27 protein-coding genes and 1 tRNA gene are annotated in these 25,802 nt (G+C 68.6%); 12 read left to right on the forward strand and 16 right to left on the reverse strand.

The window, feature by feature from the left end:
* Window positions 1-22 precede the first annotated feature (22 nt).
* Entirely contained in the window at window positions 23-415 is a 393-nt protein-coding gene (locus ACFWZ1_RS14585) for a DUF5362 domain-containing protein (protein WP_439666974.1), read from the forward strand.
* Window positions 416-436: 21 nt separating this feature from the next.
* On the opposite strand, the gene hppD is transcribed toward ACFWZ1_RS14585, so the two are convergent.
* A complete protein-coding gene (gene hppD, locus ACFWZ1_RS14590; protein WP_439666975.1) occupies window positions 437-1,531 on the reverse strand; it encodes a 4-hydroxyphenylpyruvate dioxygenase in 1,095 nt (364 codons plus the stop codon).
* A gap of 137 nt (window positions 1,532-1,668) precedes the next feature.
* Between hppD and ACFWZ1_RS14595 the strand changes: the two genes are divergently transcribed.
* Entirely contained in the window at window positions 1,669-2,148 is a 480-nt protein-coding gene (locus ACFWZ1_RS14595) for a MarR family winged helix-turn-helix transcriptional regulator (protein WP_231321565.1), read from the forward strand.
* A 71-nt stretch (window positions 2,149-2,219) separates the two neighbouring features.
* On the opposite strand, the gene ACFWZ1_RS14600 is transcribed toward ACFWZ1_RS14595, so the two are convergent.
* Window positions 2,220-3,728, reverse strand: a complete 1,509-nt coding sequence (locus ACFWZ1_RS14600) for a peptide MFS transporter (protein ID WP_439666976.1) — start codon at window positions 3,726-3,728, stop codon at window positions 2,220-2,222.
* 155 nt (window positions 3,729-3,883) lie between these two features.
* Window positions 3,884-4,726: a tryptophan 2,3-dioxygenase gene (locus ACFWZ1_RS14605; protein ID WP_439666977.1), complete on the reverse strand. Its 843-nt coding sequence runs from the start codon at window positions 4,724-4,726 to the stop codon at window positions 3,884-3,886.
* A 395-nt stretch (window positions 4,727-5,121) separates the two neighbouring features.
* Here ACFWZ1_RS14605 and pdhA point away from each other — a divergent pair, with 395 nt between their 5' ends.
* The 4 genes from pdhA to ACFWZ1_RS14625 all read left to right on the forward strand — a co-directional run bounded on the left by pdhA (window position 5,122) and on the right by ACFWZ1_RS14625 (window position 9,185).
* Entirely contained in the window at window positions 5,122-6,207 is a 1,086-nt protein-coding gene (gene pdhA / locus ACFWZ1_RS14610; protein WP_439666978.1) for a pyruvate dehydrogenase (acetyl-transferring) E1 component subunit alpha, read from the forward strand.
* A 3-nt stretch (window positions 6,208-6,210) separates the two neighbouring features.
* Window positions 6,211-7,191: an alpha-ketoacid dehydrogenase subunit beta gene (locus ACFWZ1_RS14615; RefSeq protein WP_439666979.1), complete on the forward strand. Its 981-nt coding sequence runs from the start codon at window positions 6,211-6,213 to the stop codon at window positions 7,189-7,191.
* A gap of 69 nt (window positions 7,192-7,260) precedes the next feature.
* Window positions 7,261-8,649, forward strand: a complete 1,389-nt coding sequence (locus ACFWZ1_RS14620) for a dihydrolipoamide acetyltransferase family protein (protein ID WP_439666980.1) — start codon at window positions 7,261-7,263, stop codon at window positions 8,647-8,649.
* A 152-nt stretch (window positions 8,650-8,801) separates the two neighbouring features.
* On the forward strand, window positions 8,802-9,185 hold the full coding sequence (locus tag ACFWZ1_RS14625) for a VOC family protein (RefSeq protein ID WP_439666981.1): 384 nt from the start codon (window positions 8,802-8,804) through the stop codon (window positions 9,183-9,185).
* Window positions 9,186-9,300: 115 nt separating this feature from the next.
* On the opposite strand, the gene ACFWZ1_RS14630 is transcribed toward ACFWZ1_RS14625, so the two are convergent.
* The 8 genes from ACFWZ1_RS14630 to ACFWZ1_RS14665 all read right to left on the reverse strand — a co-directional run bounded on the left by ACFWZ1_RS14630 (window position 9,301) and on the right by ACFWZ1_RS14665 (window position 15,307).
* Window positions 9,301-9,945, reverse strand: coding sequence for a DUF6348 family protein (locus ACFWZ1_RS14630; RefSeq protein ID WP_439666982.1), 645 nt, complete (start codon window positions 9,943-9,945; stop codon window positions 9,301-9,303).
* 7 nt (window positions 9,946-9,952) lie between these two features.
* Window positions 9,953-10,282, reverse strand: a complete 330-nt coding sequence (locus tag ACFWZ1_RS14635) for a hypothetical protein (protein WP_231321578.1) — start codon at window positions 10,280-10,282, stop codon at window positions 9,953-9,955.
* 10 nt (window positions 10,283-10,292) lie between these two features.
* Window positions 10,293-11,651: a tryptophan--tRNA ligase gene (locus ACFWZ1_RS14640; RefSeq protein WP_439666983.1), complete on the reverse strand. Its 1,359-nt coding sequence runs from the start codon at window positions 11,649-11,651 to the stop codon at window positions 10,293-10,295.
* Between the two features lie 117 nt (window positions 11,652-11,768).
* A complete protein-coding gene (gene rocF / locus ACFWZ1_RS14645) occupies window positions 11,769-12,683 on the reverse strand; it encodes an arginase (RefSeq protein ID WP_231321582.1) in 915 nt (304 codons plus the stop codon).
* 45 nt (window positions 12,684-12,728) lie between these two features.
* Window positions 12,729-12,804: transfer RNA gene (locus tag ACFWZ1_RS14650), tRNA-Thr, on the reverse strand.
* Window positions 12,805-12,872: 68 nt separating this feature from the next.
* The gene (locus tag ACFWZ1_RS14655; RefSeq protein ID WP_439666984.1) at window positions 12,873-13,553 is read right to left on the reverse strand and encodes an SPOR domain-containing protein; all 681 of its coding nucleotides are present in this window, start codon (window positions 13,551-13,553) and stop codon (window positions 12,873-12,875) included.
* A 27-nt stretch (window positions 13,554-13,580) separates the two neighbouring features.
* Window positions 13,581-14,339, reverse strand: a complete 759-nt coding sequence (locus tag ACFWZ1_RS14660; protein ID WP_439666985.1) for a type III pantothenate kinase — start codon at window positions 14,337-14,339, stop codon at window positions 13,581-13,583.
* Window positions 14,336-15,307, reverse strand: coding sequence for a biotin--[acetyl-CoA-carboxylase] ligase (locus ACFWZ1_RS14665; RefSeq protein ID WP_439666986.1), 972 nt, complete (start codon window positions 15,305-15,307; stop codon window positions 14,336-14,338). The genes ACFWZ1_RS14660 and ACFWZ1_RS14665 overlap by 4 nt, the downstream gene beginning before the upstream one ends.
* Before the next feature lie 186 nt (window positions 15,308-15,493).
* Here ACFWZ1_RS14665 and ACFWZ1_RS14670 point away from each other — a divergent pair, with 186 nt between their 5' ends.
* On the forward strand, window positions 15,494-15,811 hold the full coding sequence (locus ACFWZ1_RS14670) for a hypothetical protein (RefSeq protein WP_231321590.1): 318 nt from the start codon (window positions 15,494-15,496) through the stop codon (window positions 15,809-15,811).
* A 43-nt stretch (window positions 15,812-15,854) separates the two neighbouring features.
* On the opposite strand, the gene ACFWZ1_RS14675 is transcribed toward ACFWZ1_RS14670, so the two are convergent.
* From ACFWZ1_RS14675 to ACFWZ1_RS14695, 5 genes are all read right to left on the reverse strand, one after another.
* Window positions 15,855-17,231 carry an ATP-binding protein gene (locus tag ACFWZ1_RS14675; protein ID WP_231321591.1) on the reverse strand — a complete coding sequence of 459 codons (1,377 nt, stop codon included), beginning with the start codon at window positions 17,229-17,231 and terminating at the stop codon, window positions 15,855-15,857.
* A 79-nt stretch (window positions 17,232-17,310) separates the two neighbouring features.
* Window positions 17,311-18,003, reverse strand: coding sequence for a response regulator transcription factor (locus ACFWZ1_RS14680; RefSeq protein WP_231321592.1), 693 nt, complete (start codon window positions 18,001-18,003; stop codon window positions 17,311-17,313).
* Window positions 18,003-18,386: a PepSY domain-containing protein gene (locus tag ACFWZ1_RS14685; RefSeq protein ID WP_439666987.1), complete on the reverse strand. Its 384-nt coding sequence runs from the start codon at window positions 18,384-18,386 to the stop codon at window positions 18,003-18,005. The genes ACFWZ1_RS14680 and ACFWZ1_RS14685 overlap by 1 nt, the downstream gene beginning before the upstream one ends.
* Window positions 18,383-19,360 carry a tRNA dihydrouridine(20/20a) synthase DusA gene (gene dusA, locus ACFWZ1_RS14690; RefSeq protein WP_231326052.1) on the reverse strand — a complete coding sequence of 326 codons (978 nt, stop codon included), beginning with the start codon at window positions 19,358-19,360 and terminating at the stop codon, window positions 18,383-18,385. The genes ACFWZ1_RS14685 and dusA overlap by 4 nt, the downstream gene beginning before the upstream one ends.
* Window positions 19,361-19,408: 48 nt before the next feature.
* A complete protein-coding gene (locus tag ACFWZ1_RS14695; protein WP_231321594.1) occupies window positions 19,409-20,062 on the reverse strand; it encodes a TMEM175 family protein in 654 nt (217 codons plus the stop codon).
* A 181-nt stretch (window positions 20,063-20,243) separates the two neighbouring features.
* On the opposite strand from ACFWZ1_RS14695, the gene ACFWZ1_RS14700 reads away from it, so the two are divergent.
* The 5 genes from ACFWZ1_RS14700 to ACFWZ1_RS14720 all read left to right on the forward strand — a co-directional run bounded on the left by ACFWZ1_RS14700 (window position 20,244) and on the right by ACFWZ1_RS14720 (window position 25,526).
* Window positions 20,244-21,020: a ferredoxin--NADP reductase gene (locus tag ACFWZ1_RS14700; protein WP_231321595.1), complete on the forward strand. Its 777-nt coding sequence runs from the start codon at window positions 20,244-20,246 to the stop codon at window positions 21,018-21,020.
* Window positions 21,021-21,189: 169 nt separating this feature from the next.
* Window positions 21,190-22,332, forward strand: a complete 1,143-nt coding sequence (locus ACFWZ1_RS14705) for a DUF3182 family protein (RefSeq protein WP_439666988.1) — start codon at window positions 21,190-21,192, stop codon at window positions 22,330-22,332.
* Window positions 22,319-23,092, forward strand: a complete 774-nt coding sequence (locus ACFWZ1_RS14710) for an alpha/beta hydrolase family protein (protein WP_439666989.1) — start codon at window positions 22,319-22,321, stop codon at window positions 23,090-23,092. Before ACFWZ1_RS14705 ends, ACFWZ1_RS14710 begins: the two co-directional genes overlap by 14 nt.
* A 110-nt stretch (window positions 23,093-23,202) precedes the next feature.
* The gene (locus ACFWZ1_RS14715; protein WP_231321604.1) at window positions 23,203-23,682 is read left to right on the forward strand and encodes a DUF456 domain-containing protein; all 480 of its coding nucleotides are present in this window, start codon (window positions 23,203-23,205) and stop codon (window positions 23,680-23,682) included.
* Between the two features lie 68 nt (window positions 23,683-23,750).
* Window positions 23,751-25,526 carry a DUF885 domain-containing protein gene (locus tag ACFWZ1_RS14720; protein ID WP_439666990.1) on the forward strand — a complete coding sequence of 592 codons (1,776 nt, stop codon included), beginning with the start codon at window positions 23,751-23,753 and terminating at the stop codon, window positions 25,524-25,526.
* The last annotated feature ends 276 nt before the right edge of the window (window positions 25,527-25,802 follow it).

Genomic DNA, 25,802 nt, shown 5'->3' on the forward strand with positions numbered 1-25,802 from the left:
CCACTCAAACCAGGGGAACTACATGTCTTACGTACCTGCCGCACCCGGCGCGGGCATGCCTGCGCGCGCAACCCGGGAAATCGGTCTGCCGCTGGCATCGGCCGCGGGCTGGATGAAGTTCATCGGCATCATGTTCATCATCCAGGGTGCGATCACTGCCCTCACGATCGTCGGCATCATCATTGCGTGGCTGCCGATCTGGATCGGCGTGCTGCTGCTCCAGTCGGCCGGGGCGGCGCAGCGCTCACAGCTCCAGGACGACGCCAACGCACTGATCGAAGCCCTGTCGCGCCTGAAGACCTATTTCGTGATCCAGGGCGTGCTCTATCTGGTCGGCCTCGCGCTGATGGTCATCTACTTCGTGTTCTTCGGTGCGGTGGTCGCCGCCATGCTGCACAACAACCTCGGTCACTGACCGCTGTTCCCGCGGCGTGCCTTACAGCACGCCGCGCTTCATCTGGTCGCGTTCGATCGATTCGAACAACGCCTGGAAGTTGCCCTCGCCGAATCCCTCGTTGCCCTTGCGCTGGATGATCTCGAAGAAGATCGGTCCGATGTTGTTCTGCGTGAAGATCTGCAGGAGCTTGCGCTGCTTGGTCTCCGCATCGGCGTCGATCAGGATCTTGTTCTTGCGCAGGCGCGGCACGTCTTCGCCATGGTTGGGCACACGCATGTCGATCACGTCGAAGTACGTGTCGGGCGTATCGAGGAACTCCACCCCCTGCTCGCGCATCGCCTCGACCGTCGCATAGATGTCGTCGGTGAAGCAGGCGATGTGTTGGATGCCCTCGCCGTGATAGGCGTCCAGGTACTCGTTGATCTGGCTCTTCGGGTCGCTCGACTCGTTGAGCGGGATGCGCACGATGCCGTCCGGCGCCGTCATCGCCTTGGACACCAGGCCGGTCTTGGCGCCCTTGATGTCGAAGTAGCGGATCTCGCGGAAGTTGAACAGTCGCTCGTAGTAGTCCGACCACTTCTGCATGTTGCCGAAGTAGAGGTTGTGCGTGAGGTGGTCGATGAAGGTCAGGCCGAAACCCTTGGGATTCTTCTCGGCGCCCGGCACGGCCTCGTAGTCGCCGTCGTAGATGTCGCCCCTGGCGCCGTAGCGGTCCACCAGGTACAGCATGCAGTCGCCGATGCCCTTGACCACCGGCGCATCGACCGCCTTGCTGGCGGCCTTGTGATCGATCGCCTCGCCACCGTTGCCGAGCACCTTCCGGCACACCTCGTCCGAGGGCGTCTTGAAGCGGATCGCGAAGCCGCAGGCGCAGGGACCGTGCTTGGCCGCGAAATCGGCGGCGAAGGAATCCGGATCCTCATTCACGAGGAAGTTCACGCCGTTCTGGCGGTACACGGTGATCGCCCTGCGCTTGTGCTTGAGCACGGCGGTGAAGCCCATCTTGCGGAACAGCTCGTGCAGCTCGCCACCGCGGCCCGCCGGCGCGGCGAACTCGACGAACTCGAAGCCGTCGATGCCCATCGGGTTCTCGAAGGTGGTGACCTGCATGCCGAGGTTCGGTTGGGCGTTCATGGCGCTCTCCTCAAAGGCTGGAAGACGTAGAGTGGGCGGTGCGGCCACGTCCGCGAGGATGCGCGGGGACCACGAAGATTCCGGCTAGATCTCCGTTATAGTTACATATGAAACCATTTGCAAGGAGCCGCGCTGCCGTGCCAGCCAAGCGCCCACCTGACCGACCGCCCGCCGAACACGCACCACTCGAACTCGAGCATTTCCTGCCGTATCAACTGTCGATCGTGTCCAACACGGTCAGCCAGGCGATCGCCGACGATTACCAGCGCCGTTTCGACCTGGGGGTCACCGAGTGGCGGGTGATGGCCGTGCTGGCACGTTTCGACGGGCTGTCGGCGCGCGAGGTGGCCGAGCGCACGGCGATGGACAAGGTGGCGGTGAGCCGCGCGTTGGCGCGACTGGTCGAGGCCGGGCGCGTGGATCGCGCGATCCACGACGGCGACAAGCGCCGCTCGGTGCTCAATCTTTCCGAAGCGGGCTGGGTGATCCACGATCAGGTGGCGCCGATGGCGCGGGCGCGCGAACGCGAGCTGCTGGCGAAGCTCGATGTCGAGGAGCGGGCCTGGCTCGAGCGCATCCTGGACAAGCTGATGCCAAGCCAGGACACGCCCCTTTAGGGTGGGCCGCAGCCCACCATTCCTTCACCGCAAAGCGCGTGGTGGGCTGAGGCCCACCTTGAGGTTGGTGCTTACTTCACTCCGTGCATCAGCTTGTTGATCAAGGGCGAAATCAGCAGCAGAAGCACGCCCGCACCCACCAGCACCCAGAAGCAGAAATTGAAGCCGGACAGCGCCGAGGCGACCGTCATGCCGGTCTCGCCGCTGATCGAGCGCGCCACCAGCCCGGAGAAATCGCCACCGGCGGCCAGCGACAGGAACCAGCCGCCCATCGCCAGGCCGACCAGTCGCGGCGGCGCGAGCTTGGTCACCATCGACAGGCCGATGGGCGAGAGGCACAGCTCACCCAGCGTCTGCATCACGTAGCACAGCACCAGCGGCCAGAACGGAATCAGACCGGTGGGTCCGAGCAGTTCCTTGAGCGCGTACACCAGCACGATGAAGCCCAGGCCATTGAAGATCAGGCCGAAGCTGAACTTGCGCGGGATCGACGGTTCGGCGTTGCGACGCGAAAGCACCGCCCACACCAGCGTCAGCAGCGGCGCGAACACCAGGATCGAAAGCGGCGTCACCGACTGGAACCAGCCGACCGGGAAGATCCAGCCGCCGAACATCTCGCGGTCCACCCAGTTCTCGGCCAGGAAGTTGAGCGAGGTGCCGAACTGGAAGTAGAACGTCCAGAACACCACGCTGAAGACGAACACGATCAGCATGGCGATCACGCGGTGCAGCTGCACCCGGTCGTGGCGCAACGCCTCGACGATCAGCGCCGCCGCCACACCGATGAACAGCACGCCGAGCAGCCACTGCAGGCCCTCGGCGCCGACGTACGCCAGCAGCGCATAGATCAGCGGCACGGCCACCGCCGCGCCGATCAGCACCCACAGCACGCGCAGGCGGTTTTCCATGCCCGGCAGCGGACGGCCCACGCCCTTCAGGCCGCGGCGGCCGAACCAGAACCACAGGAAGCTCAGCAGCATGCCCACGCCGGCGGCGCCGAACACGATGCGGTAGTTCTGCTGCATCGGGGTATCGGTGAAGTAGGCAGCCATCCAGCCGGTCAGCAGCGGCGCCACGAAGGCGCCGGCGTTGATGCCCATGTAGAACAGGGTGAAACCGCGGTCGCGGCGCGGATCATCGCGGCCGTAGAGCTGGCCGACCATCGTCGAGATGTTCGGCTTGAACAGGCCGTCGCCGGCGATCACCAGCGCCAGGCCCAGCATCATCAGCGGCTTGCTCGGCACCAGCAGCGTGAACAGGCCGGCGGCCATCACCGCGGCGCCGAGCAGGATCGAACGCTGGTAGCCGATCACCCGGTCGGCCACGTAACCGCCGAAGATCGATGCGGCGTAGATCAGCGCTGTATAGGCGCCGTAGATGCCCGCCGCCCAGCCCTGCCCCGCCGGATCGCCGTTGAAGAACTGCGCCACGATGTAGAGCACCAGCGCCCAGCTCACGCTGTAGTAGGCGAAGCGCTCCCAGAACTCGGTCATGAAGAGCATCCACAGCGGACGCGGATGGCCCAGCAGCTGCGGATAGTCGGGCGCGGCGGCCGGCGCGGATTCGGCGGTCTGGCTCATAGATTCCCCTTGGCGTGGAGGCGCGCGCTCGGCGCGCGCCAATCGGTGACGTGTAACCGGCGCAAGGGCGTCACGTCAATGGCGGCCCGGTAGGAGCGCACCTGTGCGACCGCCGTGCCATGGCCGCGCACAGGTGGGCTCCTGCAAAGGATCGGTCAGGTGCCGAGCACCGTGCGCACGTCCAGCAATTCCGGAAAGAACTCCAGCTCCAGCGCCTTCTTCAGGAACGACACGCCCGAGGATCCCCCGGTACCGCGCCGGTGCCCGATGATCCGCTCGACCGTTTTCATATGCCGGAAACGCCACAGCTGGAAGCTTTCCTCCACGTCCACCAGCTGCTCGCACAGATGGTATTCCGGCCAGAAGTCGCCGCGTTCCTCGTAGATGCGCTTGAGCACCGGCAGGAGGCCCGCATTGCGGCGGTAGGGCTGCGTCCAGTCGCGCTCGATGAGTTCCGGCGGAACGGCGTGGCCGCGGCGGGCGAGATAGCGCAGGAATTCGTCGTACAGGCTGGGCGCCTCCAGCACCTCGCGCAGCTGCGCCTGCGCCGCCGGATCGTGGGCGAACACCGCCAGCATGTCGGCGTGCTTGTTGCCCAGCGCGAACTCGATCATGCGGTACTGCAGCGACTGGAAGCCCGAGGAGGGCCCAAGCATGTCGCGGAATTCAAGGTATTCGGCGGGGGTGAGCGTCTCCAACACCGCCCACTGCTCGAACAGCTGGCGTTGCACCTGCTTCACGCGGGCCAGCACCTTCAGGCAGCCGTCGACGTCGTCCTTGCGCAGGTCCGCGATCGCCGCCTTCAGCTCGTGGATCACCAGCTTCATCCACAGCTCCGAAACATGGTGCTGCACGATGAACAGCATCTCGTCGTGGTGGCTGGTGAGCGGGCGCTGCGCGGACAGCAGCGTGCTCAGCTGCAGGTAGCCGCCGTAGGTCATCTTGCCGTTGAGGTCCGTCTCGATGCCGGTTTCGAGGTCGCGCTGGTTGTCGCCCATGGAATGCTTTCCGTCCCTTTCGATCCAGGCCGCCATGGTACCGGGGGCGTTTCGCAGGCGCTCCTGATCCAGGACAAGAGGAGAGGCCGGTCAAGGCCTCACCGATACGACGGCTGTCGTTGCAGGAGCGCCCCGGGCGACCGTGAGCCCCATGGTCGCGCCCAGGGGCGCTGCTGCGGAGACGCTGCGCCAGCAAGCGATCCAGGCGTTGCGCGAGGTCCCGCCGACGCCCTCCACACGCCCGCGCATGTTGCACCGTACCTTGCAGCGCAACACGCGCGCCTGCTATCAAAGGCGGTCTTTTCGGGCCGTTTGCGCGTGCCTGGCCCCACTGGATGGGCCGCCGCCTCCCCCAACGCATCCCCATCTCCACTCCACCTTCACGGGAGCGAGTCGTGTCCATCGCCGCCAAGTTTGAAATCGAGTACCTGCAATACCTCGACGCCGAGGGCAAGCAGGTGCGTGACGACCTGCCTGCCTTCGCGCAGGACCTGAACCAGATGGTCGAGCTGTACAAGCTGATGCTTTCCACCCGCGTGTTCGACGCCAAGTCGATCGCGCTGCAGCGCACCGGCAAGCTCGGCACCTATGCCTCGTGCCTGGGCCACGAGGCCGCGCACGTCGGCATCGGCAGCGCCATGAAGCCCGAAGACGTGCTCGCACCGAGCTATCGCGAGTACGGCGCGCAGCTCTACCGCGGCGTGCAGCCGCGCGAGGTCTACATGTACTGGGGCGGCGACGAGCGCGGCAACGACTACCAGAACGAGCCGGCGCGGCACGATTTCGCCTGGTCGGTGCCGATCGCCACGCAGTGCCTGCACGCGGCCGGTTCCGCGCTCGCCTTCAAGATCCGCGGCGAGAAGCGCGTGGCGGTGTGCACCATCGGCGACGGCGGTTCGTCCAAGGGCGACTTCTACGGCGCGATCAACATCGCCGGCGCGCAGAACCTGCCGATGGTCGCGGTGATCGTCAACAACCAGTGGGCGATCTCGGTACCGCGCAAGATCCAGTCCGGCGCGCCCACGCTCGCCCAGAAGGGCATCGCGGCGGGCCTGCACTGCATCCAGGTCGACGGCAACGACATCATCGCCGTGCGCAAGGCGATGGAGGACGCGCTCGAGCGCGCCCGCAACGGCGAGGGCGGCAGCGTCATCGAGGCCGTCACCTATCGCCTGGGCGATCACACCACCGCCGACGACGCGCGCCGCTACCGCGGCGAGCAGGAAGTCAAGGACGCCTGGGCGAAGGACCCGGTCAAGCGCCTGAAGAACTGGCTGGTGGCCAAGAAGGTGTGGGACGACAAGAAGGAAGAAGCCTGGAAGGCCGAGTGCGACGACTGGATGGACAACGAGGTCAACGCCTACCTCGAGACCAAGACCCAACCGGTCACCGCCATGTTCGACTACACCTTCGCGGAAGTTCCCGCCGACCTGGAAAAGCAGCGCGACCTCGCGCTCTCGCTCGAGAACAAGGCTCACTGACCCATGGCACAGATCACCCTTATCGAAGCAGTCACCCAGGCGCTCGCCTACGAGATGGCGCACGACGAATCGGTCGTGGTGCTGGGTGAAGACGTGGGCGTCAACGGCGGTGTGTTCCGCGCCACCCAGGGCCTGCAGGAGAAGTTCGGCGAGCTGCGCGTGCTCGACACCCCGCTGGACGAGACCACCATCGCCGGCGTCACCGTGGGCCTGGCCGTGCAGGGCATGAAGCCGGTGGCCGAGGCGCAGTTCGAGGGCTTCATCTACCCGATGATGGAGCAGATCGCCTGCCACGCCGCGCGCCTGCGCAACCGCACCCGCGGCCGCCTCACCGTGCCCGCCGTGTGGCGCGCCCCGTGGGGCGGCGGCATCCGTGCGCCGGAGCATCACTCCGAGGCGAACGAACACCTGTTCACCAATATCCCGGGCCTGCGCGTGGTGATGCCCTCCTCGCCGGCGCGCGCCTATGGCCTGCTGCTGGCGGCGATCCGCGATCCGGACCCGGTGATGTTCTTCGAGCCCAAGCGCATCTACCGCCAGTACAAGGAAGAAGTGCCGGACGACGGCGAGGCGCTGCCGCTGGACGTGTGCTTCGTGCTGCGCGACGGCACCGACGTGACCCTGGTGACCTGGGGCGCGCAGGTGAAGGAAACGCTGGAAGCGGCCGATGCGCTGGCCGCCGAGGGCATCAGCGCCGAGGTCATCGACGTAGCCACGCTGACCCCGCTCGACTTCGACACGATCGCCGAGTCGGTGCAGAAGACCGGCCGCTGCGTGATCGTGCATGAAGCTCCGAAGACCGCCGGCTTCGGCGCCGAGATCGCCGCGCGCCTGGCCGAGGAATGCATGTACGACCTGCTCGCGCCGGTCGAGCGCGTGACCGGCTTCGACACGCACATCCCGCTGTTCCGACTGGAAATGAAGTACCTGCCCAGCACCGAGCGCGTGGTCGAGGCGGCCAAGCGCACGCTGGCGGCGAGCTGATCGAGGGAACGAGGCAGCGCATCAGGCGCGCCCGTTCCATCCCCTATTCCCTTTTCCGGATACAACGCCATGGCTGACATCAAGACGTTCTACCTGCCCGACCTCGGCGAAGGCCTGCCCGACGCGACCATCGTCGAATGGCACGTGAAAGTCGGCGACACGATCAAGCTCGACGCGCCGCTGGCCTCGATGGAAACCGCCAAGGCGGTAGTCGAGGTGCCCTCGCCCTACACCGGCAAGGTGACCAAGCTGTACGGCGCCGCTGGCGACGTGATCGAGACCGGTGCGGCACTGGCCGACTTCGAACCCGACCCCAACGCCAAGCAACGCGCCGAAGCCGAAGCCACCGGCCACCACCACGGCCCGAAGAAGAGCGTGGGCAGCCCTGCGCCGGACGACGGCCACAAGGTGGTTGCCTCGGACGAAGGCGGCGAAGTCGAAACCAACGGCAAGGACCGCGAAGACGAAGGCACCGTGGTCGGCGCCATGGTCAGCGGCAACACCGTGCACGTCGAACAGGCCGCCAGCATCGGCGGCGTCAAGGCAGTGCCTGCCGTGCGCGCGCTTGCGAAGAAGTTGAAAGTCGACCTGGCCAAGGTGCGCCCGACCGGCGCCGACGGCGTGGTCACCATGAAGGACGTCAAGGACGCCGCCGCCAATGGCAGTGCCCCGCTCGGCGCGGCCCCGGCGCGTGCCGTGCCCGCGTCGGCCGGCCGCCACCTGGCGCCCGAGCTGCCCGAGCCCGGCCCGGCGCCGCAGCGCGGCCCGGTCTCGCTCGCCGGCAAGCCCGTGCGCACCGCGCCCCCGTCGCAGCCGGCCACCGGTCAGCCCGAACAGTTGAAGGGCGTGCGCCGCAACATGGCCCGCGTGATGGCCGAAGCCCACGCCCAGGTCGTGCCGACCACGCTGGTGGATGATGCCGACCTGCACGCCTGGCTGGGCAAGCAGGACATCACCGCCCGCCTGATCCGCGCCATCGTGGCCGCCTGCAAGGCGGTGCCGGCGCTCAACGCCTGGTTCGACGGCAAGAACCTCACCCGCACGATGCACCGCCACGTCGACATCGGCATCGCGGTCGACACCGACGACGGCCTGTTCGTGCCCGCCCTGCGCAACGCCGACGTGCTCGACGGCGCCGGCGTGCGTGCCGCGATCAAGCGCCTGCGCTCGCAGGTCGAGGACCGCACGATCCCGTCGTCGGAACTGTCCGGCTACACCATCAGCCTGTCCAACTTCGGCATGTTCGCCGGCCGCTACGCCACCCCGGTGGTGGTGCCGCCGTGCGTGGCGATCATCGGCGCCGGCAAGCTCAGCCACGACGTGGTGGCGGTCATGGGCGGCATCGAAGTGCACCGCCGGATGCCGATCAGCCTGACCTTCGATCACCGCGCCGCCACCGGTGGCGAAGCGGCGCGCTTCCTCAAGGCGTTGCTGGACGACCTGGCGCTGCCGCAGTAAGGAAGCGCCCTTTCTCCCGCCCGGCGGCAGCGAAGGTCGCGCAGACGGATGGGCGCCACCGCCTGTCCACCGAGAACGGAGCGCCCCGACGCTCCGTTTTCTTTTCACACCCCCGGGCGCACGCTTGGCTTTCAGTCCAACGGAGGCCTTCCATGCACCACAGCCGCCTCAGCACCATCGTGCTCGACTGCCAGCTCGACGACCTGGAGCCGGCCATCCGCTTCTGGAGCGCCGCCCTTGGCAAGCCCGTCGAAGATGCCGACCAGGATGGCGACGGGCGTTACGCGGCGCTCGCTACCGCCGATGACGAGCCGATCGTCCTGCTGCAGAAGGTTTCGCACGAAAGCCGCGTGCACCTGGACATCGAGACCGACGATCTCGACGCGGAAGTGGCGCGTCTGGAAGCACTCGGGGCACGCTCCGTCGCCTTCGTCCGTGAACGCTGGTGGGTGATGCAGGCGCCGACCGGCCACCGCTTCTGCGTGGTGCAGAAACAACGCGAGCGCTTCGGCCCGCACCTCAATCGCTGGGAGTGAAGCCGGGAGCGCGATAGCACCCTGCAGCAGCGACCAGTGCGCGACCGCCATGCATCACGGCCGCGCCCAGATGCGCTCCTGAGGACAGAAAGCGGCGAACGCGGTCGCCGGAAGCTCAGTAGTCGCGCACGTCCAGCGCGATCAGGCTGCGTACGTCGTAGGCCTGCGCGCTTTCCGGCCAGGCCAGCGCCGCCAGCGCGCGGTCACCGGCGGACCACGGCGTGTTATCGAGCAGTACCTCCGTGGCCAGCGTGCCGTCGGCGGCACGGCGCAGGAACAGGCGGATCCAGTGCAGGCGCGGGGCGAGCGACTCGTTCTTCAATGCATCGGCCACGTTGGCCAGGATGCCCGCCGGCAGGGCGATGTCCGCGCCCTCCACCGCAAAGCGGCCGATGAAGACGTCCCATTGGCGCAGGCCAAGCTCCCACTGCGCCAGGTCCAGCCTGCGCTCGTCGGTGACGTACCAGCAGGCGGCCAGCAACACCGGCAGATCACTGCGTGCGAAGCGATCCAGCGCATCGCGCCAGCCGGCCTCGCCCTGCCCGTCGCCGGCGTAGCTGAGCTCGAGCTGGCGCTCCTCGTCCAGCACCAGGTCGAGGTCCAGCCGGCCGGGCCCGCCCGGCACGGACGCGTCCTGCCACTGCGCGCGCAGTGCGGGATAGTCGCCATCGGTCAGCAGCCAGTCCTCGTCCGGTTCGAGTTCCACCTCGTGCCGTTCGAACAGGCGCGCCAGCTGGATCTGCAGCTTTTCGGAAGTCATCGCACGCTCACCGGCGCACCGGGCGCCAAAGTAGATATCGGAGCAGCATCGCCAGCGCCAGCACGCCCACGCAGGCGCCGTAGCCGAGCAGGGCCGGCAGCACCTGCTGCCAGATCGCGCCACTGGCGCGGCCGAACGCGTCGACCTGCGGAGGCGGCGCGGCCTCGAAGCCCCAGCCGGCGCTCAACACCGCCGCCGCGGTCGCGAGCAGCAGCGCGAGCCAGTCGAACGCGCGGCGCGCGGCAGTGCGCGGCAAGCTCCTGGGATAAGTGAAATAGGCCCAAGCCAGTACCAGCAGCCAGGGCGCGAGCAGCAGCAGCGCGAGGTAGCGAAGCATCGGTGGTCCCTCAGGCGGCGCCGGCGAGCTGGTCGAGCGCCTCGCGCAGCCGGCCGAGCGCCTGGTCGCGCGTCGCTTCGTCGGCGAACGCGGGCGTGCTGCCCACCTCGCTGCCATCGAGCTCGAGCACGCCGCCCGCGGGCGTGGAACGCAGCGTGACCGCTCCACCACCCTGCCTGAGCTGCTTTTGCGCCACGCCGGCGGCCTTGGGGTCGTCGAAGGCGCGCGAGAGCAGCAATTCCTCGCCATCGCCGGCGAACAGCCGGAAGCGGAACCGCCCGTCCTCGTCGCGGAAGCTGGCCAGGCGCGGGGGCTTGTCCCCGCGCGGCTTGGCCGCCTCCGCGGCGCCGGACGCCACGACGTGGCTGCCCAGGCCGACCGCATCGCGCAGCCGCGCCATCTTCGGCGTGGCGATGGCGCGCGCCTTGCGGGCGCCTTCCTGCAGGATTGCCTCGATGTGCGCAGGCTGGGCGATCAATGCGTCGTAGCGCTCGCGCATCGGCGCGATCTGGCCTTCCAGCAGGTCGAACAGCGCCTGCTTGGCCTCGCCCCAGGCCAGCCCCGATTCCAGCGCACCGCGAAACGCGGCAGTGTCTGCATCGCTGGCGAACGCGCGGTAGAGCGTGTACAGCGAGGAGCTTTCCGGATCCTTCGGCTCGCCCGGCAGGCGCGAGTCGGTGACGATGCGCATCACCGCCTCGCGCAGCGCCTTGGCGCCGCCGGCGAACAACGGGATGGTGTTGTCGTAGCTCTTGGACATCTTGCGGCCGTCCAAACCCGGAAGCGTCGCGACCTGCTCCTCGATCTGCACCTCCGGCAGCACGAAGAAGTCCTGGCCGTAGATGTGGTTGAAGCGCTGCGCGATGTCGCGCGCCATCTCCAGGTGCTGGATCTGGTCACGGCCGACCGGCACCTTGTGCGCGTCGAAGGCGAGGATGTCGGCGGCCATCAGCACCGGATACATGTACAGGCCCGCATTTACGCCGGCATCCGGATCCTCGTCGGTCTCCACGTTGCGGTCGACCGCCGCCTTGTAGGCGTGCGCGCGATTGAGCAGGCCCTTGGCGGTGACACAGGTCAGCAGCCAGGTGAGCTCGGGAATCTCGGGAATGTCGGACTGGCGGTAGAAGGTGACCCGCTCCGGGTCGAGCCCGCACGCCAGCCAGCTCGCCGCGATCTCCAGCCGTGAGCGGGCGATGCGCGCCGGGTCGTCGCTCTTGATCAGCGCGTGGTAGTCGGCCATGAAGAAAAACGCGTCGACATCGTCGCGTCGGCTCGCCGCGATCGCCGGCCGGATGGCGCCGGCGTAATTGCCCAGATGCGGGGTACCGGTGGTGGTGATGCCGGTGAGGACGCGGGTTCGGTTCATGACTTCAGTTCTGGAGGTAAGGGCGCGGGCGGCGGGACCGCACCGCCAGCCGATCGATGATAGGCGTTCGGGACGCGTGCCGGCACGCGCAATGCTGTCGCAGTGCGGCGATGTCGCTCAGCGAATCAGCGTGGATTTGCCGAACAGCGACTCGACCAGATCCACCGCCAGCTTGCCCGTCTGGTTGCGCTTGTCGTAGGCGGGGTTCAACTCGACGATGTCCAGCGAGCCCAGGCGACCGGTGTCGGCGATCATCTCCATGCACAGCTGCGCCTCGCGGTAAGTCGGGCCGCCCCGCACCGTCGTGCCCACGCCCGGGGCGATCGACGGATCGAGGAAGTCGACGTCGAAGCTGACGTGCAGGTGCGTGCCCTCGTCGATGTCGGCCAGCGCCTCCTCCATCGTCCGCTTCATGCCGACCTCGTCGATGTGGCGCATGTCGAAGATCTTCATGCCGGCCTCGAGCACCAGCTTCTTCTCGTCGTCGTCCACCGAGCGGATGCCGACCTGGCGGTACACATGCGGCGAGGTGGCAGGCTTGTGGTTGCCGATGCCGGTGAGCACGTCCGGTCCATTACCGCAGAGGCACGCGACCGGCATGCCGTGGATGTTGCCCGAGGGCGTCGCGTCGGCGGTGTTGAAGTCGGCGTGCGCATCCAGCCAGAGCACGCGCAGCTTCTTGCCGGTGTCGCGGCAGTGGTCGGCCACCGCGGAGATGGAACCGATCGCCAGGCAGTGGTCGCCGCCGAGCATCACCGGCACGCGGCCGGCCTGCAGCTCCTGGCGCACGGCCGTATGGACGGCCATGTTCCAGGTCGCCACCTCGTCCAGGTGGCGGTAGCCGTTTTCCGGCGGCAGCCAGGGATTGAGCGGACCCTGCAGGTTGCCGCGGTCGATCACCTTCAACCCGCGCGCTTCGAGCTTTTCGGCCAGTCGGGCCACGCGCAGCGCTTCCGGGCCCATCGAGGCGCCGCGGTGGCCTGCGCCGATGTCGGTGGGTGCGCCGATCAAGCTGACTGTCTGCTGGGTCATAAGGGCCATGTCCGTCCGGTGGGATGCCGCGCGCTGGCGCGCGGCTGGTGCCGGCAGCAGGAGTCGAACCCGCGACCTACTGATTACAAATCAGTTGCTCTACCAACTGAGCTATGCCGGCCCTGGAGAAGGCATGGAGTCTAGCAGGCGGGGCGTAGGGACGGTGGGGGTAATGGGTTCCCGGCCAACCTAGAAGCAGGTCGTGCTGTGCGAGCCGATCCCCGCCGTGCGCACCCGGCCGCGCCAGTCGAAGCGCGCCCCGTCGGCGACCACCAGGTCCAGCCAGTATTCGGGCACCTGCTCGCTGCGTTCCTGGATCTGGGCGGAGAAGCCGGCGGAGGTGACTTCGTCGCGGCGCTTGCGCGCGTTGGCCGGGTCCTTGAACAGGCCCAGCGAGATGGCGTTGGGCTGGTCGCCGGAACTCATCACGAAGTAGTCGCCCACGTGCGCCTCCCCCAGCCGGCGGGCCAGCGCGAGCGCCTGGGCACGCGTGCCGGGCGCGGGCAGGTAGACCCACCAGGCGCGCGTTTCGGTGGTCTGCTCCTGCCGCGAACGCATGCGCACGCCGGGGCCGGCCAGTGCGGTGCGGGCATTGCGCAGATCCTGCGGGGTGTCGAACGGGCCGACCGCCAGGCAGCGGGTTTCCAGCGCCACCGCCGCGCTGGCCGCGGGCGCCGGGATCGAGGCGGGTGCGGGCGGTCGGCTGGCGACCGGTGCGGGCGGGGCGGTCTGCTCGGAGAGCAGGTGCAGCATCGGCACGCCCGGGTCGGTGACGCTGCGCCCGTGCGAGTCGTCCTGGCCCAGCAGCAGCCAGGCACCCACCGCGATATTGAACGCGATCAGCAGGACGAACAGCAGGCGCAGGAACATCGGACTCCCCCCGGGTGGACGCACATCTTAGGGCGTCGCGGAGCTGCCCGACTGTGCCTGCGCCCACACCGCCAGGCCCCGCAGCACGCCGTGTTCGACCATGGTCGCCGGCAGTCCCAGCAATGGCAGCAGACCGGCGGCGTCACCGCCGTCCAGCCGCAGCGCGGGCGCTTCGCCGAACCGCGGTGCCATGCGCGCCACGAAGCGTTCGACCAGCGCGGCGGCGGCCTGCCAGCAACCGGAGACCACTGCATCGGAGGTGTTGTCGGCAGCGTCCACCAGCACGCCGTCGTTGCGCGGACGCACCTGCGCGGTAGCGCCGAGCAGGGCCTGCTGCATCAGCCGCGGACCGGGGGCGATCAGTCCGCCGAGGTGCCGACCGTCCACGGCCAGCGCATCGAGGGTGAGCGCGGTGCCGACACCGACCAGCACGCAGTCGCCCGCCCCGGCGGCGCGTGCCGCGACCATCGCCAGGAAGCGGTCCACACCCAGGCGTCCGGGCTCCGGATAGGCATTGCGCACGCCACAGGCGCTGGCCGGCGTGCGCAGCCAGGCAACCTCGCGTCCGAACAGTGCGCGCACCTGTGCCGCCACGGCCTGTTCGCGTTCGGCATCGACCACCGACGCGCCAAAGGCCGCCGCGGGCAGCGGCAACGCCTGCCAGGTGGAGGCGAGCAACGCCAGGTCCTCGTTCCAGGCGGCGGCGCCCTGCGCCTGCCAGTGGCCGTGGCCCTCCTCAAGCGCCCATTTCAGGCGCGTGTTGCCAAGGTCCAGCAGCAGCCTCATGCGCGACGCACCGTGACGTCGGCGCTGTCGACCGAGCGCAACGCGCCGTCAGCCAGGCGCACCTGCAGCGCGCCGCGCGCATCGACGCCGGCGCCCGTGCCTTCGAAATGGCCTTGCGCACCGCTGAGCTTGAGCTGCCGACCGGCGAGCAGGTCGTGGCGGGCGTAGTCCTCCGCGAAAGACGCGAAGCCGTGCCGCTCGAACTCGCGCAGGCCCTCGACCAGCGCGGCGATCAACCGGGCCGCCACCAGGTTGCGGTCCGGCAGGTCGGTCGCCAGCGTGGCAAGGTCGCACGCCGGCTGTCCGGCCTGCTCGCGCAGCGCCTCGGTCAGGCGCAGGTTGAGGCCGACACCGATCACGGCCGCGCACGGCCCCTGGTATTCGCCGCTCAGTTCCACCAGCACGCCGGCAAGCTTGCCGCCGTCGGCCAGCACGTCGTTGGGCCACTTGAGGCCCGCGCCCTCGATGCCCAGCGAATCGATCGCCCGCAGCACCATCGTGCCCACGGCCAGCGACAGGCCCGACAGCGCCGCGAACCCGCGATCGAAGCGCTTCAGGCAGGACAGATACAGATTCAGGCCAGGCGGCGACAGCCAGCTGCGCCCGCGTCGGCCGCGCCCCGCGGTCTGCGTTTCGGCGAGCACCATGCTGAAATCGGCCGTCTCGCCCAACCGGCGTTGCAACTCGCTGGAGGTGGAATCGAGCTCCCAGTGCACTTCCAGCGCGCCCAGGCGGGTTGCGCAGGTACGCGGCAGGGCCGCGCGGATGCGCGTGGCATCCAGCAACTGCACCGGCCACGGCAGCCGGTAGCCGGCGGCGCCCCGGGCCTCGACCGGCACGCCGCGCGCGCGCAGCGTCTCGACCTGCTTCCAGATGGCCGCGCGGGTGACGCCGGAGCGATCGGCGAGCTGTGCGCCCGACACCGCCTCGCCGGAGGCCAGGGCGGCCAGCAGTTGTTGTGCCTGCATCAGCCGCACACTCCAGGGTCGGATCCGGCCACGCGGGCGGGGAAAAAGGTCTCGCGCATCGGGAGATTCTAGCCTTTCCGGTGCCCCGTCACGCCCTGCGCAACCGTCCGCGCCGGGCACTGGCAAGCCCCGTACGTTTCTGCGACGATCCGGAGCCTTGGCCGGTGGATCAAGGGGTTGGTCGCCATGGAACTGAAACGCTGCCTGTTCGGATGCCTGCTCGCGCTTGCCAGCGTGGGCACCGTGTCGGCCATGGGCGTGTCCACCCAGGACCCCACCGCCCCGCACGCCACCATCGACGGCGGCAGCCATGACGGCGGCGGTTCGGGCAGCGATGCCTCCAGCGCCAACCACGATTGCATCCTGCCCGGCCCGGGCGGCGACAATGCCGACGACAGCGACAGTGATGGCGGTGGCGGCGGCGGTTCCACAACGGCGCGCCCGCGCGCCAGCCATCACAGCAGCCTGGGCTGGCAGTCGCTGTTGCCCGGTTCGATCCAGTAGCTGGATCGGCGCCCTTCTCCCGGGGAGAGGGCTCTAGGCCGCGCTAGCTCGCCGGCAGATTCACGCTGAAGCGCGCGCCGCCCAGTTCGGGCGAGCGGTCGACCACCAGCTCGCCGCGGTACGCCTTGACGATGTCCTGCACGATGGAGAGGCCGATGCCGTGCCCTTGCACGCGTTCGTCGCCGCGCACACCGCGCTGGAGCACCTTCTCGATCTGGTCCTCGGCGATGCCGGGGCCGTCGTCCTCCACGCTGAGCCACAGACCGGGCCGCTGGCGGCCGGCCTGGGGCTGCGCCTTGACCACCAGCAGCACGCGGTGGCCGGCCCACTTGAAACCGTTCTCCAGCAGGTTGCCCATCAACTCCAGCAGATCGCCCTGCTCGCCGTAGAACGCCGCGCCCTCGTCCATCTCGAACTCGCACAGCACGTTCTTGGCCGCGTAGACCTTCTCGAGGCTGCGCACGAGGTCCTCGGCGTGGCCGGCGACCGGCACTGCGCTGGCGAAGGTCTGCCGGCCCGAGGTCGCGGCACGGGCGAGCTGGTAGGCGACCAGTTCGTCCATGCGCCGCACCTGGTCGAGCACGTCGCCGCGCAGGGTCGGCTGCTCGCCGACCGACTCCAGCCGCGAGCGGATCACCGCCAACGGGGTCTTCAGGCTGTGCGCCAGGTCGGCCAGGGTGTTGCGGGTGCGCGTGCGCTGCTCGCGTTCGGAGTCGATGAAGGCGTTGATGCGGTCGGTCAGCGGGATCAGTTCCAGCGGGTACTGGCTGTCCAGGTGATCGCTCTTGCCCCGTTCGACGCGTGCCATGTCGGTGGCGACCTTGCGCAACGGTGTCAGGCTCCAGCGCAGCAGCAGCAACTGCAGCACGATCAGCATCACGCCCAGGATCGACAGCATGCCGACCAGGGTGCGCCGGTACACCGCGTTCTCGCCCTCGAACTGGCTTTCGGTCTGCGCGACCATGAAGGTCAGCCTGAGCGGCTTCTTGTCGGGCACGTCCCAGGCCACGCCCAGCGCGTAGTAGTAGAGCCGGCCCATGCGCGTGTCGATCGGACCGGCAAAGCGGTTCTCGCCCGGATCCAGCGTTTTCAGAAAGGCGAAGTCGCGGCCGATTGCCGAGGACGATTCCCAGCGAAAACCCTTGTCGCCCAGCACGACGGCGTAGAGGCCGGAACCGGGCTGCGAGAAGCTCGGGTCCGGCGGCGCGTCGGGCAGCAATACCTTGCCGTAACGCGACACCTCGCTACCGGCCAGGTAGGCGATCACGTAGTTCTGTAGCCGGTCGTGCAGGTTGTTGAGCGCGGTCTCGTGGTTGGCCCGCGAGAGCGTCAGGCCGACCAGTCCGAGGAAGCCGGCCAGCACCAGGCCGGTCGCAATGGCCGCGCGCGCCGCCAGCGAGAACGGACGGGGCGCGAACATCGATCAGCGACCGCCCGTGGGCTGCGGGCGGCGCGAGGCGTGCATGCTCAGGGGCCGCCGCAGGACCATGGACCCGGACTCAGTCGTCGTCGCCGTCGCTGCGGGGAATGGCGAAGCGGTAGCCGCGGCCGCGCACGGTCTCGATCGGCTTGAGCGCGCTTTCCGGATCGAGCTTGCGGCGCAGGCGCCCGATGAAGACCTCCAGCACGTTCGAATCGCGATCGAAATCCTGTTGGTAGATATGCTCGGTGAGGTCGGCCTTGGAGACCAGCTCGCCGGCGTGCAGCATCAGGTATTCGAGCACCTTGTACTCGTAGCTGGTGAGGTCGACCGGCTTGCCCTCCACCATCACCGTCTGCGCGGTGGTGTCCAGCTTGATCGGCCCGCAGGCCAGCACCGGCTTGGACCAGCCACTGGCCCGGCGGACCAGCGCGTTGATGCGCGCCAGCAGTTCTTCGACGTGGAAGGGTTTGACCAGGTAGTCGTCGGCGCCATGCTTCAGGCCCTCGACCTTGTCCTGCCAGGAACCGCGAGCGGTGAGGATGAGGATCGGATAGCGCTGGCCGGCTTCGCGCAGCGCCTTGACCAGCTCCATGCCGGACATCTTGGGCAGTCCCAGGTCGATGATCGCCAGGTCGAACGGCACCTCGCGTCCCAGGTAGATGCCTTCCTCGCCGTCCTGCGCGGCGTCGACCGCGAAGCCGTCACGCTTCAGCCGCGCGGCGAGGGTCTCGCGCAAGGGCGCCTCGTCCTCGACCAAAAGGATGCGCATCAGTGTTTCTCCTTCTTGCCTGCGCCGTTGCCGGCCGGGTGTTTGCCCGCGCCCGCACGCGGGGCATCGGACGAAATCGAGATGGTCCGCACGTGGCCTTCCGGGGTGAGCACCTTGATGCGGTACTCGGTCCGCCGGCCGAACTTGCGCGGATCAGCCGACAATATCTTACCGCCGGTGTCCTGCTGCACTTTCGCCACCGCCTCTTCCAGTGTCATCGGCGTCTTCTCCTGCGGCGGGGCGGCATGCGCGAGCACCGGCAGCAGCAGGACCGGCAGGCAGGCAAGGAGGCGTCGGGAAAACATCGTAGGCAAGGCGGTGGCTCGAGTCCAAATGGTTACCAGCCTAGGCAAGCGGGGCTGAACAATGGCCGGCCGGTTCACGCCGCCTCCCGGCGACCGCTGAGAGCCTGTTCGAGCAGGCTCCAGCCCGCGCCGGGCAGGTGCGCACCCTCGCTCAGCACGCGCCGGAACGTGCGGGCGCCGGGCTCGCCCTGGTACAGCCCCAACAGGTGCCGGCTGATGTGCTTGAGCGCGGTGCCGCGCTTGAGTTCCGCCTCCACGTAGGGCCGCAGATGCGCAAGGACTTCCTCGCGCGCGGGAACGGGCGCGCCATACAGCGCCGCCTCCAGTTGCGCCAGCACGAAGGGATCGTGATAGGCCGCCCGCCCCAGCATCACGCCATCGACCTGTCCCAGGTGCGCCTGCACCGCCTCCACCGTCGTGATGCCGCCATTGATCACCACCACCAGCTGCGGGAACTCGCGCTTGAGGCGGTACACGCGCTCGTAGTCGAGCGGCGGGATCTCGCGGTTTTCCTTCGGGCTCAGGCCCTGCAGCCAGGCCTTGCGCGCGTGCACCACCAGTACCTGCACGCCCGCCTCGACCATCGTGCCGGTGAAGTGCTGCAGATCGGCGTAATCGTCCTGGTCGTCCACCCCGATGCGGCACTTGACCGTCACCGGCACGTCCACCGTCTCGCGCATCGCCCGCACGCAGTCGCCGACCAGCCCCGGCTCGCGCATCAGGCAGGCGCCGAAGCGGCCGGACTGCACCCGGTCGGACGGGCAGCCCACGTTGAGATTGATCTCGTCATAGCCGGCCTGCGCGCCCAGCCGCGCCGCCTGCGCCAGCTCCATCGGATCGCTGCCGCCCAGTTGCAGCGCGACCGGATGCTCCTGCTGGCTGTGTTCGAGCAGGCGCAGCTGGCCGCCGCGCACCAGCGCGGCGCTGGTCACCATCTCGGTGTACAGCCGCGCGTTCGGTGACAGCAGCCGGTGGAAGTAGCGGCAGTGCCGGTCCGTCCAGTCCATCATGGGCGCGACGCACAGGCGAAAGTCGGCAGGATCGGGGGTCATGCTCATGCGCACATTGTACGCAGGCGCACCTCTGCGATTTCGCCGCGGTCAGCCCGCGCCCCTGGCCGCCTTGGCCAGCCGCCGGTAGCGGCGCTTGGCGGCAAGCACCCCCAGGGCAAGCACGGTGAGTACGAGCGCCGGGACCTGCTGCTGGATGTCGTAGAACACGGCCGCGGCCATCAGCATCGGCGCGGAGACCAGCTCCAGCAGCCAGACGCGCGCGAGATTCCGTTCCACATCGGGCGCCAGCCGCGCGATGAAGGCGAGGTAGCCCCACATCACCCCGGCACAGGCGTAGGTGAGGCCCACGCCGGAGGCGTAGACGATGAAGCCCTTGTGGAGATCCTCGCCGGTGGCGCTCTGGGCGAGCGCGTAGCGCACCACCACCGGCACCAGGGCGACCAGGCTCAGCGTCAGCAGGTTGAGCACGGTACCGACCGCGTCCACGTCCCGCAGGTGGGCCACGATGCGCCGGTGCAGGAACCACAGCGATCCGATCAGCAGGAAGCTCAGGAAATACAGCAGCAGCGGGCGCCCCCAGGCCTGCAGCACCGTGGCGGCGAGGTCTTCTTCCGGCTTCAGTTCGATCGCCGAAAGGGTGATCGCGATGGCGAAGACGCCATCGGACAACATCACCATCCGGTCGAGGTGGCGCTGGCCGACGTGATGGTCGGTCAGCGCTTCGCGTACACGGCTTTCCATCGCTTGGGTTCCTGGCGGTTCGGTCGGCGCGCATCATGCCGCAGAACCCCGCGGCACGGGCAAGCACGGGCCGGATCGCGTACCCTATGCACCTGCGCCCGCCTGGCGCCCGCCCTTGCGCGGGCCCGCTTCCGGCCCCATCCCACGGCGCACCTTCGACCGATCCGAGACGAAATACACCATGGTGGCACTGGCGACCGAGCACGTGATCGACGTGCGGCACTGGAACGACAGCCTCTTCAGCTTCCGCGCGACGCGCGACCCGGGCTTCCGCTTCGAAAGCGGGCAGTTCGTGATGATCGGCCTGGAAGTGGACGGCCGTCCGCTGATGCGCGCCTACTCCATCGCCAGCGCGAGCTGGGAGGAGCACCTGGAGTTCTTCTCGATCAAGGTGCCCAACGGACCGCTGACCTCGCGCCTGCAGCACTTGAAGCCCGGCGACCCGCTGGTGGTCAGCCGCAAGTCCACCGGAACGCTGGTGCTCGATGACCTCAAGCCCGGCCGGAACCTGTACCTGCTCGGCACCGGCACGGGGCTGGCGCCGTTCATGAGCATCATCCGGGACCCGGCCACCTACGAGCGCTACGAGAAGATCGTGCTGGCCCATGGCGTGCGCCACATCAGCGACCTGGCCTATGCCGACTACCTGGAGCGCGAGCTGCCGCAGCACGAATACCTGGGCGAGCTGGCGCGCGAGAAGCTGATCTATTACCCCACCGTCACCCGCGAGCCGTTCCGCAACCGCGGACGCATCACCGACGCCATCGTCGACGGCGTGATGAGCCAGGCGACGGGCCTGCCGCCGCTCAGCCCGGACACCGACCGCGTGATGCTGTGCGGCAGCCCGGCGATGCTCGATGACCTGTGCGCGCTGCTGGACGGGCGCGGCTTCCAGGCGTCGCCGCGCACACGGGAGCCGGGCGATTACGTGATCGAGCGGGCGTTCGTCGAAAAGTAGGCCCTGCAAGGCCGTCCCATCCCCGCTTCGGGCACCGGGTGCCGCCCGACCGCGAGGTGCAGGCGAGCGGACGGAGCCAACTCGCCGGCAGCTTCAACAGGCTATCCACACCGGCACCACTAGCCTCCTGACGATTCGGCGCGATCCGCGCCGTCGTGCGGAGACTCCGGTGGCATCCATCACCCCGCCCCCCATGCAGGCAGGCCAGGCTCGCGGCAGCGTGGTCCTGGGCGTCGGGCGCGATGCCGCGCATTCCAGTCACGAGGCCGCCGCGCACGCGGCCATCGCACAGCAGTTGGCCGATCTGCTCGGATATGACTTCGCCGGCGCGTACGTCCCGGGCCAGCGCTATCCCGGTCCACTGTATTTCGTGCCGGGCGACGTGCTGACCGCGCTGGATGCGGCCGAAGCCTGCGGCATCCGCAGCGCCGCCGACCTGTTCGGCGGCGTGGTGCCCGACCGGGTCGTCGCCTCCAAGGCCATTACCCATCCGCTCGTCGATGCGCCCACGCGCGTACCGGAAGGCTGGTCGAGCGCCTTTGCCGAGCGCGTCCGCTCGGTGGTCCTGCCGGGCTACAGCGCCTACACGCCGGCCGACGCGCGCCGCGCGGGACGCGCGCTGTTGCACCTGGGCCCCGTGCGCATCAAGCCCGCGCATGGCAACGCCGGTCGCGGACAGCGCGTGGTCAGCGACATCAGCGAACTGGATGCGGTCGTGGCCGACTTCGATGAGGAGGCGCTGGCCCTCGATGGCATGGTGCTGGAGGCCGACCTTGTCGACCTGACCACCTGGAGCGTGGGCCAGGTGCGCGTGGACCATCACACCATCGCCTACTACGGCACGCAGTGGCTGACCCACGACAACGCGGGCGAGGTGGCCTACGGCGGCTCCAGCCTGCGCGTGCACCGTGGCGGCTTCGACGCGCTGCTGCGCGAATCGCTGCCACCGCCCGTGCGCGCGGCAGCCGCCCAGGCGCAGCTTTACGACGAGGCCGCGCGGCAATGTTTTCCGCGGATGTTCGCCTCGCGCCGCAACTACGACGTTGTGCAGGGCAAGGATCATCGCGGCCAGCCGCACGCCGGCGTGCTCGAATCGTCCTGGCGCATCGGCGGCGCCAGCGGCGCGGAGGCCGCCGCGCTGCTGCGCTTCCACGACGAACCCGGCCGCCGCTGGCTCGGCGTGCGCTCGGAGGAACGCTACGGCACCGATGCCACGCCGCCACCCGGTGCCAGCGTGCTGTTCCACGGCGCCGATCCGGTCGTCGGCCCACTGCTCAAGTTCACGCTGGTGGAGGACGATGACGACGCGTAGCGAAAACACCGACATCGCCGTCGACGGCGCGCGCATCGCCGGCACCGTGCTTGCCCCCGGCTCGACCATCCCCGGCGTGCTGTTCGTGCATGGCTGGGGCGGCTGCCAGGAACGCGACCTGGGCCGCGCGCAGCAGATCGCCGCACTGGGCTGCATCTGCCTGACCTTCGACATGCGCGGCCACGTGCGCACCGAGGCCCTGCGCCAGACCGTCACCCGCGAACAGAACCTCGCCGACGTGGTGGCCGCTTACGATCATCTGCGCCTGCAGCCACACGTCGACCCGGATTCGATCCTGGTGGTCGGCGCCAGCTACGGCGGTTATCTCGCGTCGATCCTCACGTCGCTGCGTCCGGTGAAATGGCTCGCGCTGCGCGTGCCGGCGCTTTACGAGGACCAGGACTGGGACGAACCCAAACGCTCGCTGCCGCGCAAGGAGCTGCACGCCTACCGTAGCCGCGTGCTGGAACCGGACGACAACCGCGCGCTGCGCGCCTGCAGCGATTTCCGCGGCGACGTGCTGATCGTCGAATCGGGCCACGACCACCTGGTGCCGCATCCGGCGATCGTGAGCTACCGCAACGCCTTCCGCCATTCCCACTCGGTCACCTACCGGATCATCGACGAGGCCGACCACGCGCTTTCCAGCCCCGACTGCCAGCGCGCCTACTCCTCGATGCTGCTCGGCTGGACCACCGAGATGGTCTTCGGCGCCCGCGCCGGCGGTGCCCCCGGCCTGGCCCCGCCACGGCCCTCGTAGGATGGGCTCGGGCTAAGTCGCATCGAAGCCGGTGGCCAACCTGCGACCCGGCGCTTGTCCACGCGGGCGAACGCCTGCACATTGGGTGCGATCACCCGGGGAACCTGCCGATGGAAATCGCGCTGTACCTGCTCGCCGCGTTGCTTATCGTCGGCGGCCTCGCCGGCACGGTGCTGCCGATCCTGCCGGGCATCCCGATGATCTTCGGCGGCATCTGGCTGGTCGCCGCGGTCGATGGCTACCGGCACCTGGGCCTGGCCTGGCTGCTGGTGATCGGCGCGCTCGGCGCGCTCGGCGTACTGGTGGACTTCGTCGCCGGGGCGATGGGCGCCAAGCGCGTGGGCGCCAGCCCGCGCGCACTGTGGGGCGCCACGATCGGCACCGTGGTGGGCATGTTCCTGGGCATTCCCGGGCTGATCCTGGGTCCCTTCGTGGGCGCGCTGCTGGGTGAACTCTCCGCCGGCACCAGCGTGCTGCGCTCGGCCCACGTCGGCGCCGGCACGTGGATCGGGCTGCTCGCCGGCACCCTGGTCAAGCTGGTGATCTCGTTCCTGATGGTTGGCCTTTTCGGCCTCGCCATGCTGATCTAGACCTCCGGCACAGGCATAGTCCAAACGCGCCCGCGTACGCTGCGCCGGCCATCCAAGGAGGAACACCCATGCGCAAGACCCTCGCCCTCGCCCTGGTTGCCACGCTGGCCACCGCCGGATCGCTGCACGCGCAGACCGCGCCCGCCTCGTGGGTCGAACGCAGCAACGCCGACGCCAAGGTGCTGCTGGACGCCATCGCACGCTTCAGCCCCGAATTCGCCACTCAGGTGGGCGTGCCCGGCTACGACACCAAGGTCGCCGATCTGAAGCCCGGCATCGACGAGCGCTCGCGCGCCGCACTGGTCGAGGCCAAGGGCAAGCTGGAAAAGATGCTCGCCACGGAAAAGGACTCCAACGTGCGCGAGGACCTCAAGATCATGATCGAGGCGACCGCGCAGCAGATCGAAGGCATCGACCTCAACCACAAATACCTACTGCCCTATACCGACATCGGCTCGCTGATCTTCAGCGGCGAATTCGTGCTGCTGAAGGACGACGTCGACGCCAAGCGCCGCCCGTCCGCGCTCCAGCGCCTGGAGTGCTACGTCGGCAAGGCACCCGGTTGTACGCCGGTCACCCAGGAAGCGAAGGCGTTGATGGCGGCGCGCCTCGGCGACAAGGCGCTGCTGGGCCCGTACAAGGGCGAAGTGGAGCAGAAGCTCGCCAACACGCCGCGCTACGTCGAGGGCATCCGCAAGCTGTTCGCCAAGTACAAGCTCGACACGCCCGAAGGCAAGGCCGCGCTGGACACGCTCGATGCGCAGTTGAAGGACTACGACGCCTGGGTGCGCAGCACCGTGCTGCCGCGCGCGCGCACCGACTTCCGCCTGCCCGAACCGCTGTACGCCTACAACCTCAAACAGGTCGGCATCGACATCCCGCCCGAGCAGCTGATGAAGCAGGCCGAGCTCGAATTCATGGAACTGCGCGGCATGATGCAGGCGATGGCGCCGGTGGTGGCCAAGGCCGAAGGCATCGACGCGACCGACTACCGCGACGTGCTCAAGGCGCTGAAGAAGCAGCAGCTCACCCGCGACCAGGTCGAGCCCTGGTACCACCAGGTGCTCGGCCACATCGAGGACACCATCCGCGACAAGAACATCGTCACGCTGCCCAAGCGTGCGATGCAGATGCGCGTGGCGTCCGAAGCCGAGGCGGCGCAGACGCCCGCGCCGCACATGGACCCTCCGCCGTTCCTCAACAACCACGGCGAGCGCGGCACCTTCGTGCTGACCATGGGCAACCCCGGCAACGGCAAGGACAACAGCCAGGCCTACGACGACTTCACCTTCAAGGCCGCCGCCTGGACCCTGACCGCGCACGAAGGCCGCCCCGGCCACGAACTGCAGTTCGCGGCCATGGTCGAGCGCGGCGTCTCGCTGGCGCGCAGCCTGTTCGCCTTCAACAGCGTCAACGTGGAAGGCTGGGCGCTCTATGCCGAATCGGAAATGCTTTCGTATGAGCCGCCGGCCGGGCAGTTCGCCGCGCTGCAGGCCCGCCTGATGCGCGCCGCCCGCGCCTACCTCGATCCGATGCTCAACCTGGGCCTGATCACCCGCGAGCGCGCGCACGACGTACTGACCCACGACGTCGGCCTGTCCGAAGCGATGGCACGCCAGGAACTGGATCGCTACACCTTCAACAGCCCCGGCCAGGCCACCGCCTACTTCTACGGCTACCTGCGGCTGCAGCAGCTGCGGCTTGAAACCGAGCTGGCGCTGGGCGACAAGTTCGACCGCAAGGCCTTCAACGACTTCGTGATCGGCCAGGGCCTGTTGCCGCCGGCGCAGCTGGCCGAGGCGGTGAAGACCCAGTTCGTTCCGCAGCAGAAGCAGATGAAGTAACTGCACGCCTGATCGCCCACCCTTGCATCGCGGAGGTGGGCGATCAGGACACCGGCAGAAGCAAGCTCCGAAAGCTCTGCTCGCAGAATTAGGGCGAGGCAGAATTAGGGCGAGTCCGTTCCCACGCCCGAACCCTCTCCCCGGAGGAGAGAGGGAGCAGCGTGCGAAGCACCGCCCGACCGAAAGGCACACGCAGCCCAGTGTGTGCCGCGACGCACACCACTCGCGCTCCTCTCCCCTCAGGTCCCGAGCGCCCGCGGTACAGCGGCGGCAGCT

Origin of the sequence: Frateuria sp. GZRe14 (assembly GCF_051900395.1) — a bacterium.
In the GTDB taxonomy this organism is placed as follows: domain Bacteria; phylum Pseudomonadota; class Gammaproteobacteria; order Xanthomonadales; family Rhodanobacteraceae; genus Frateuria_A; species Frateuria_A edaphi.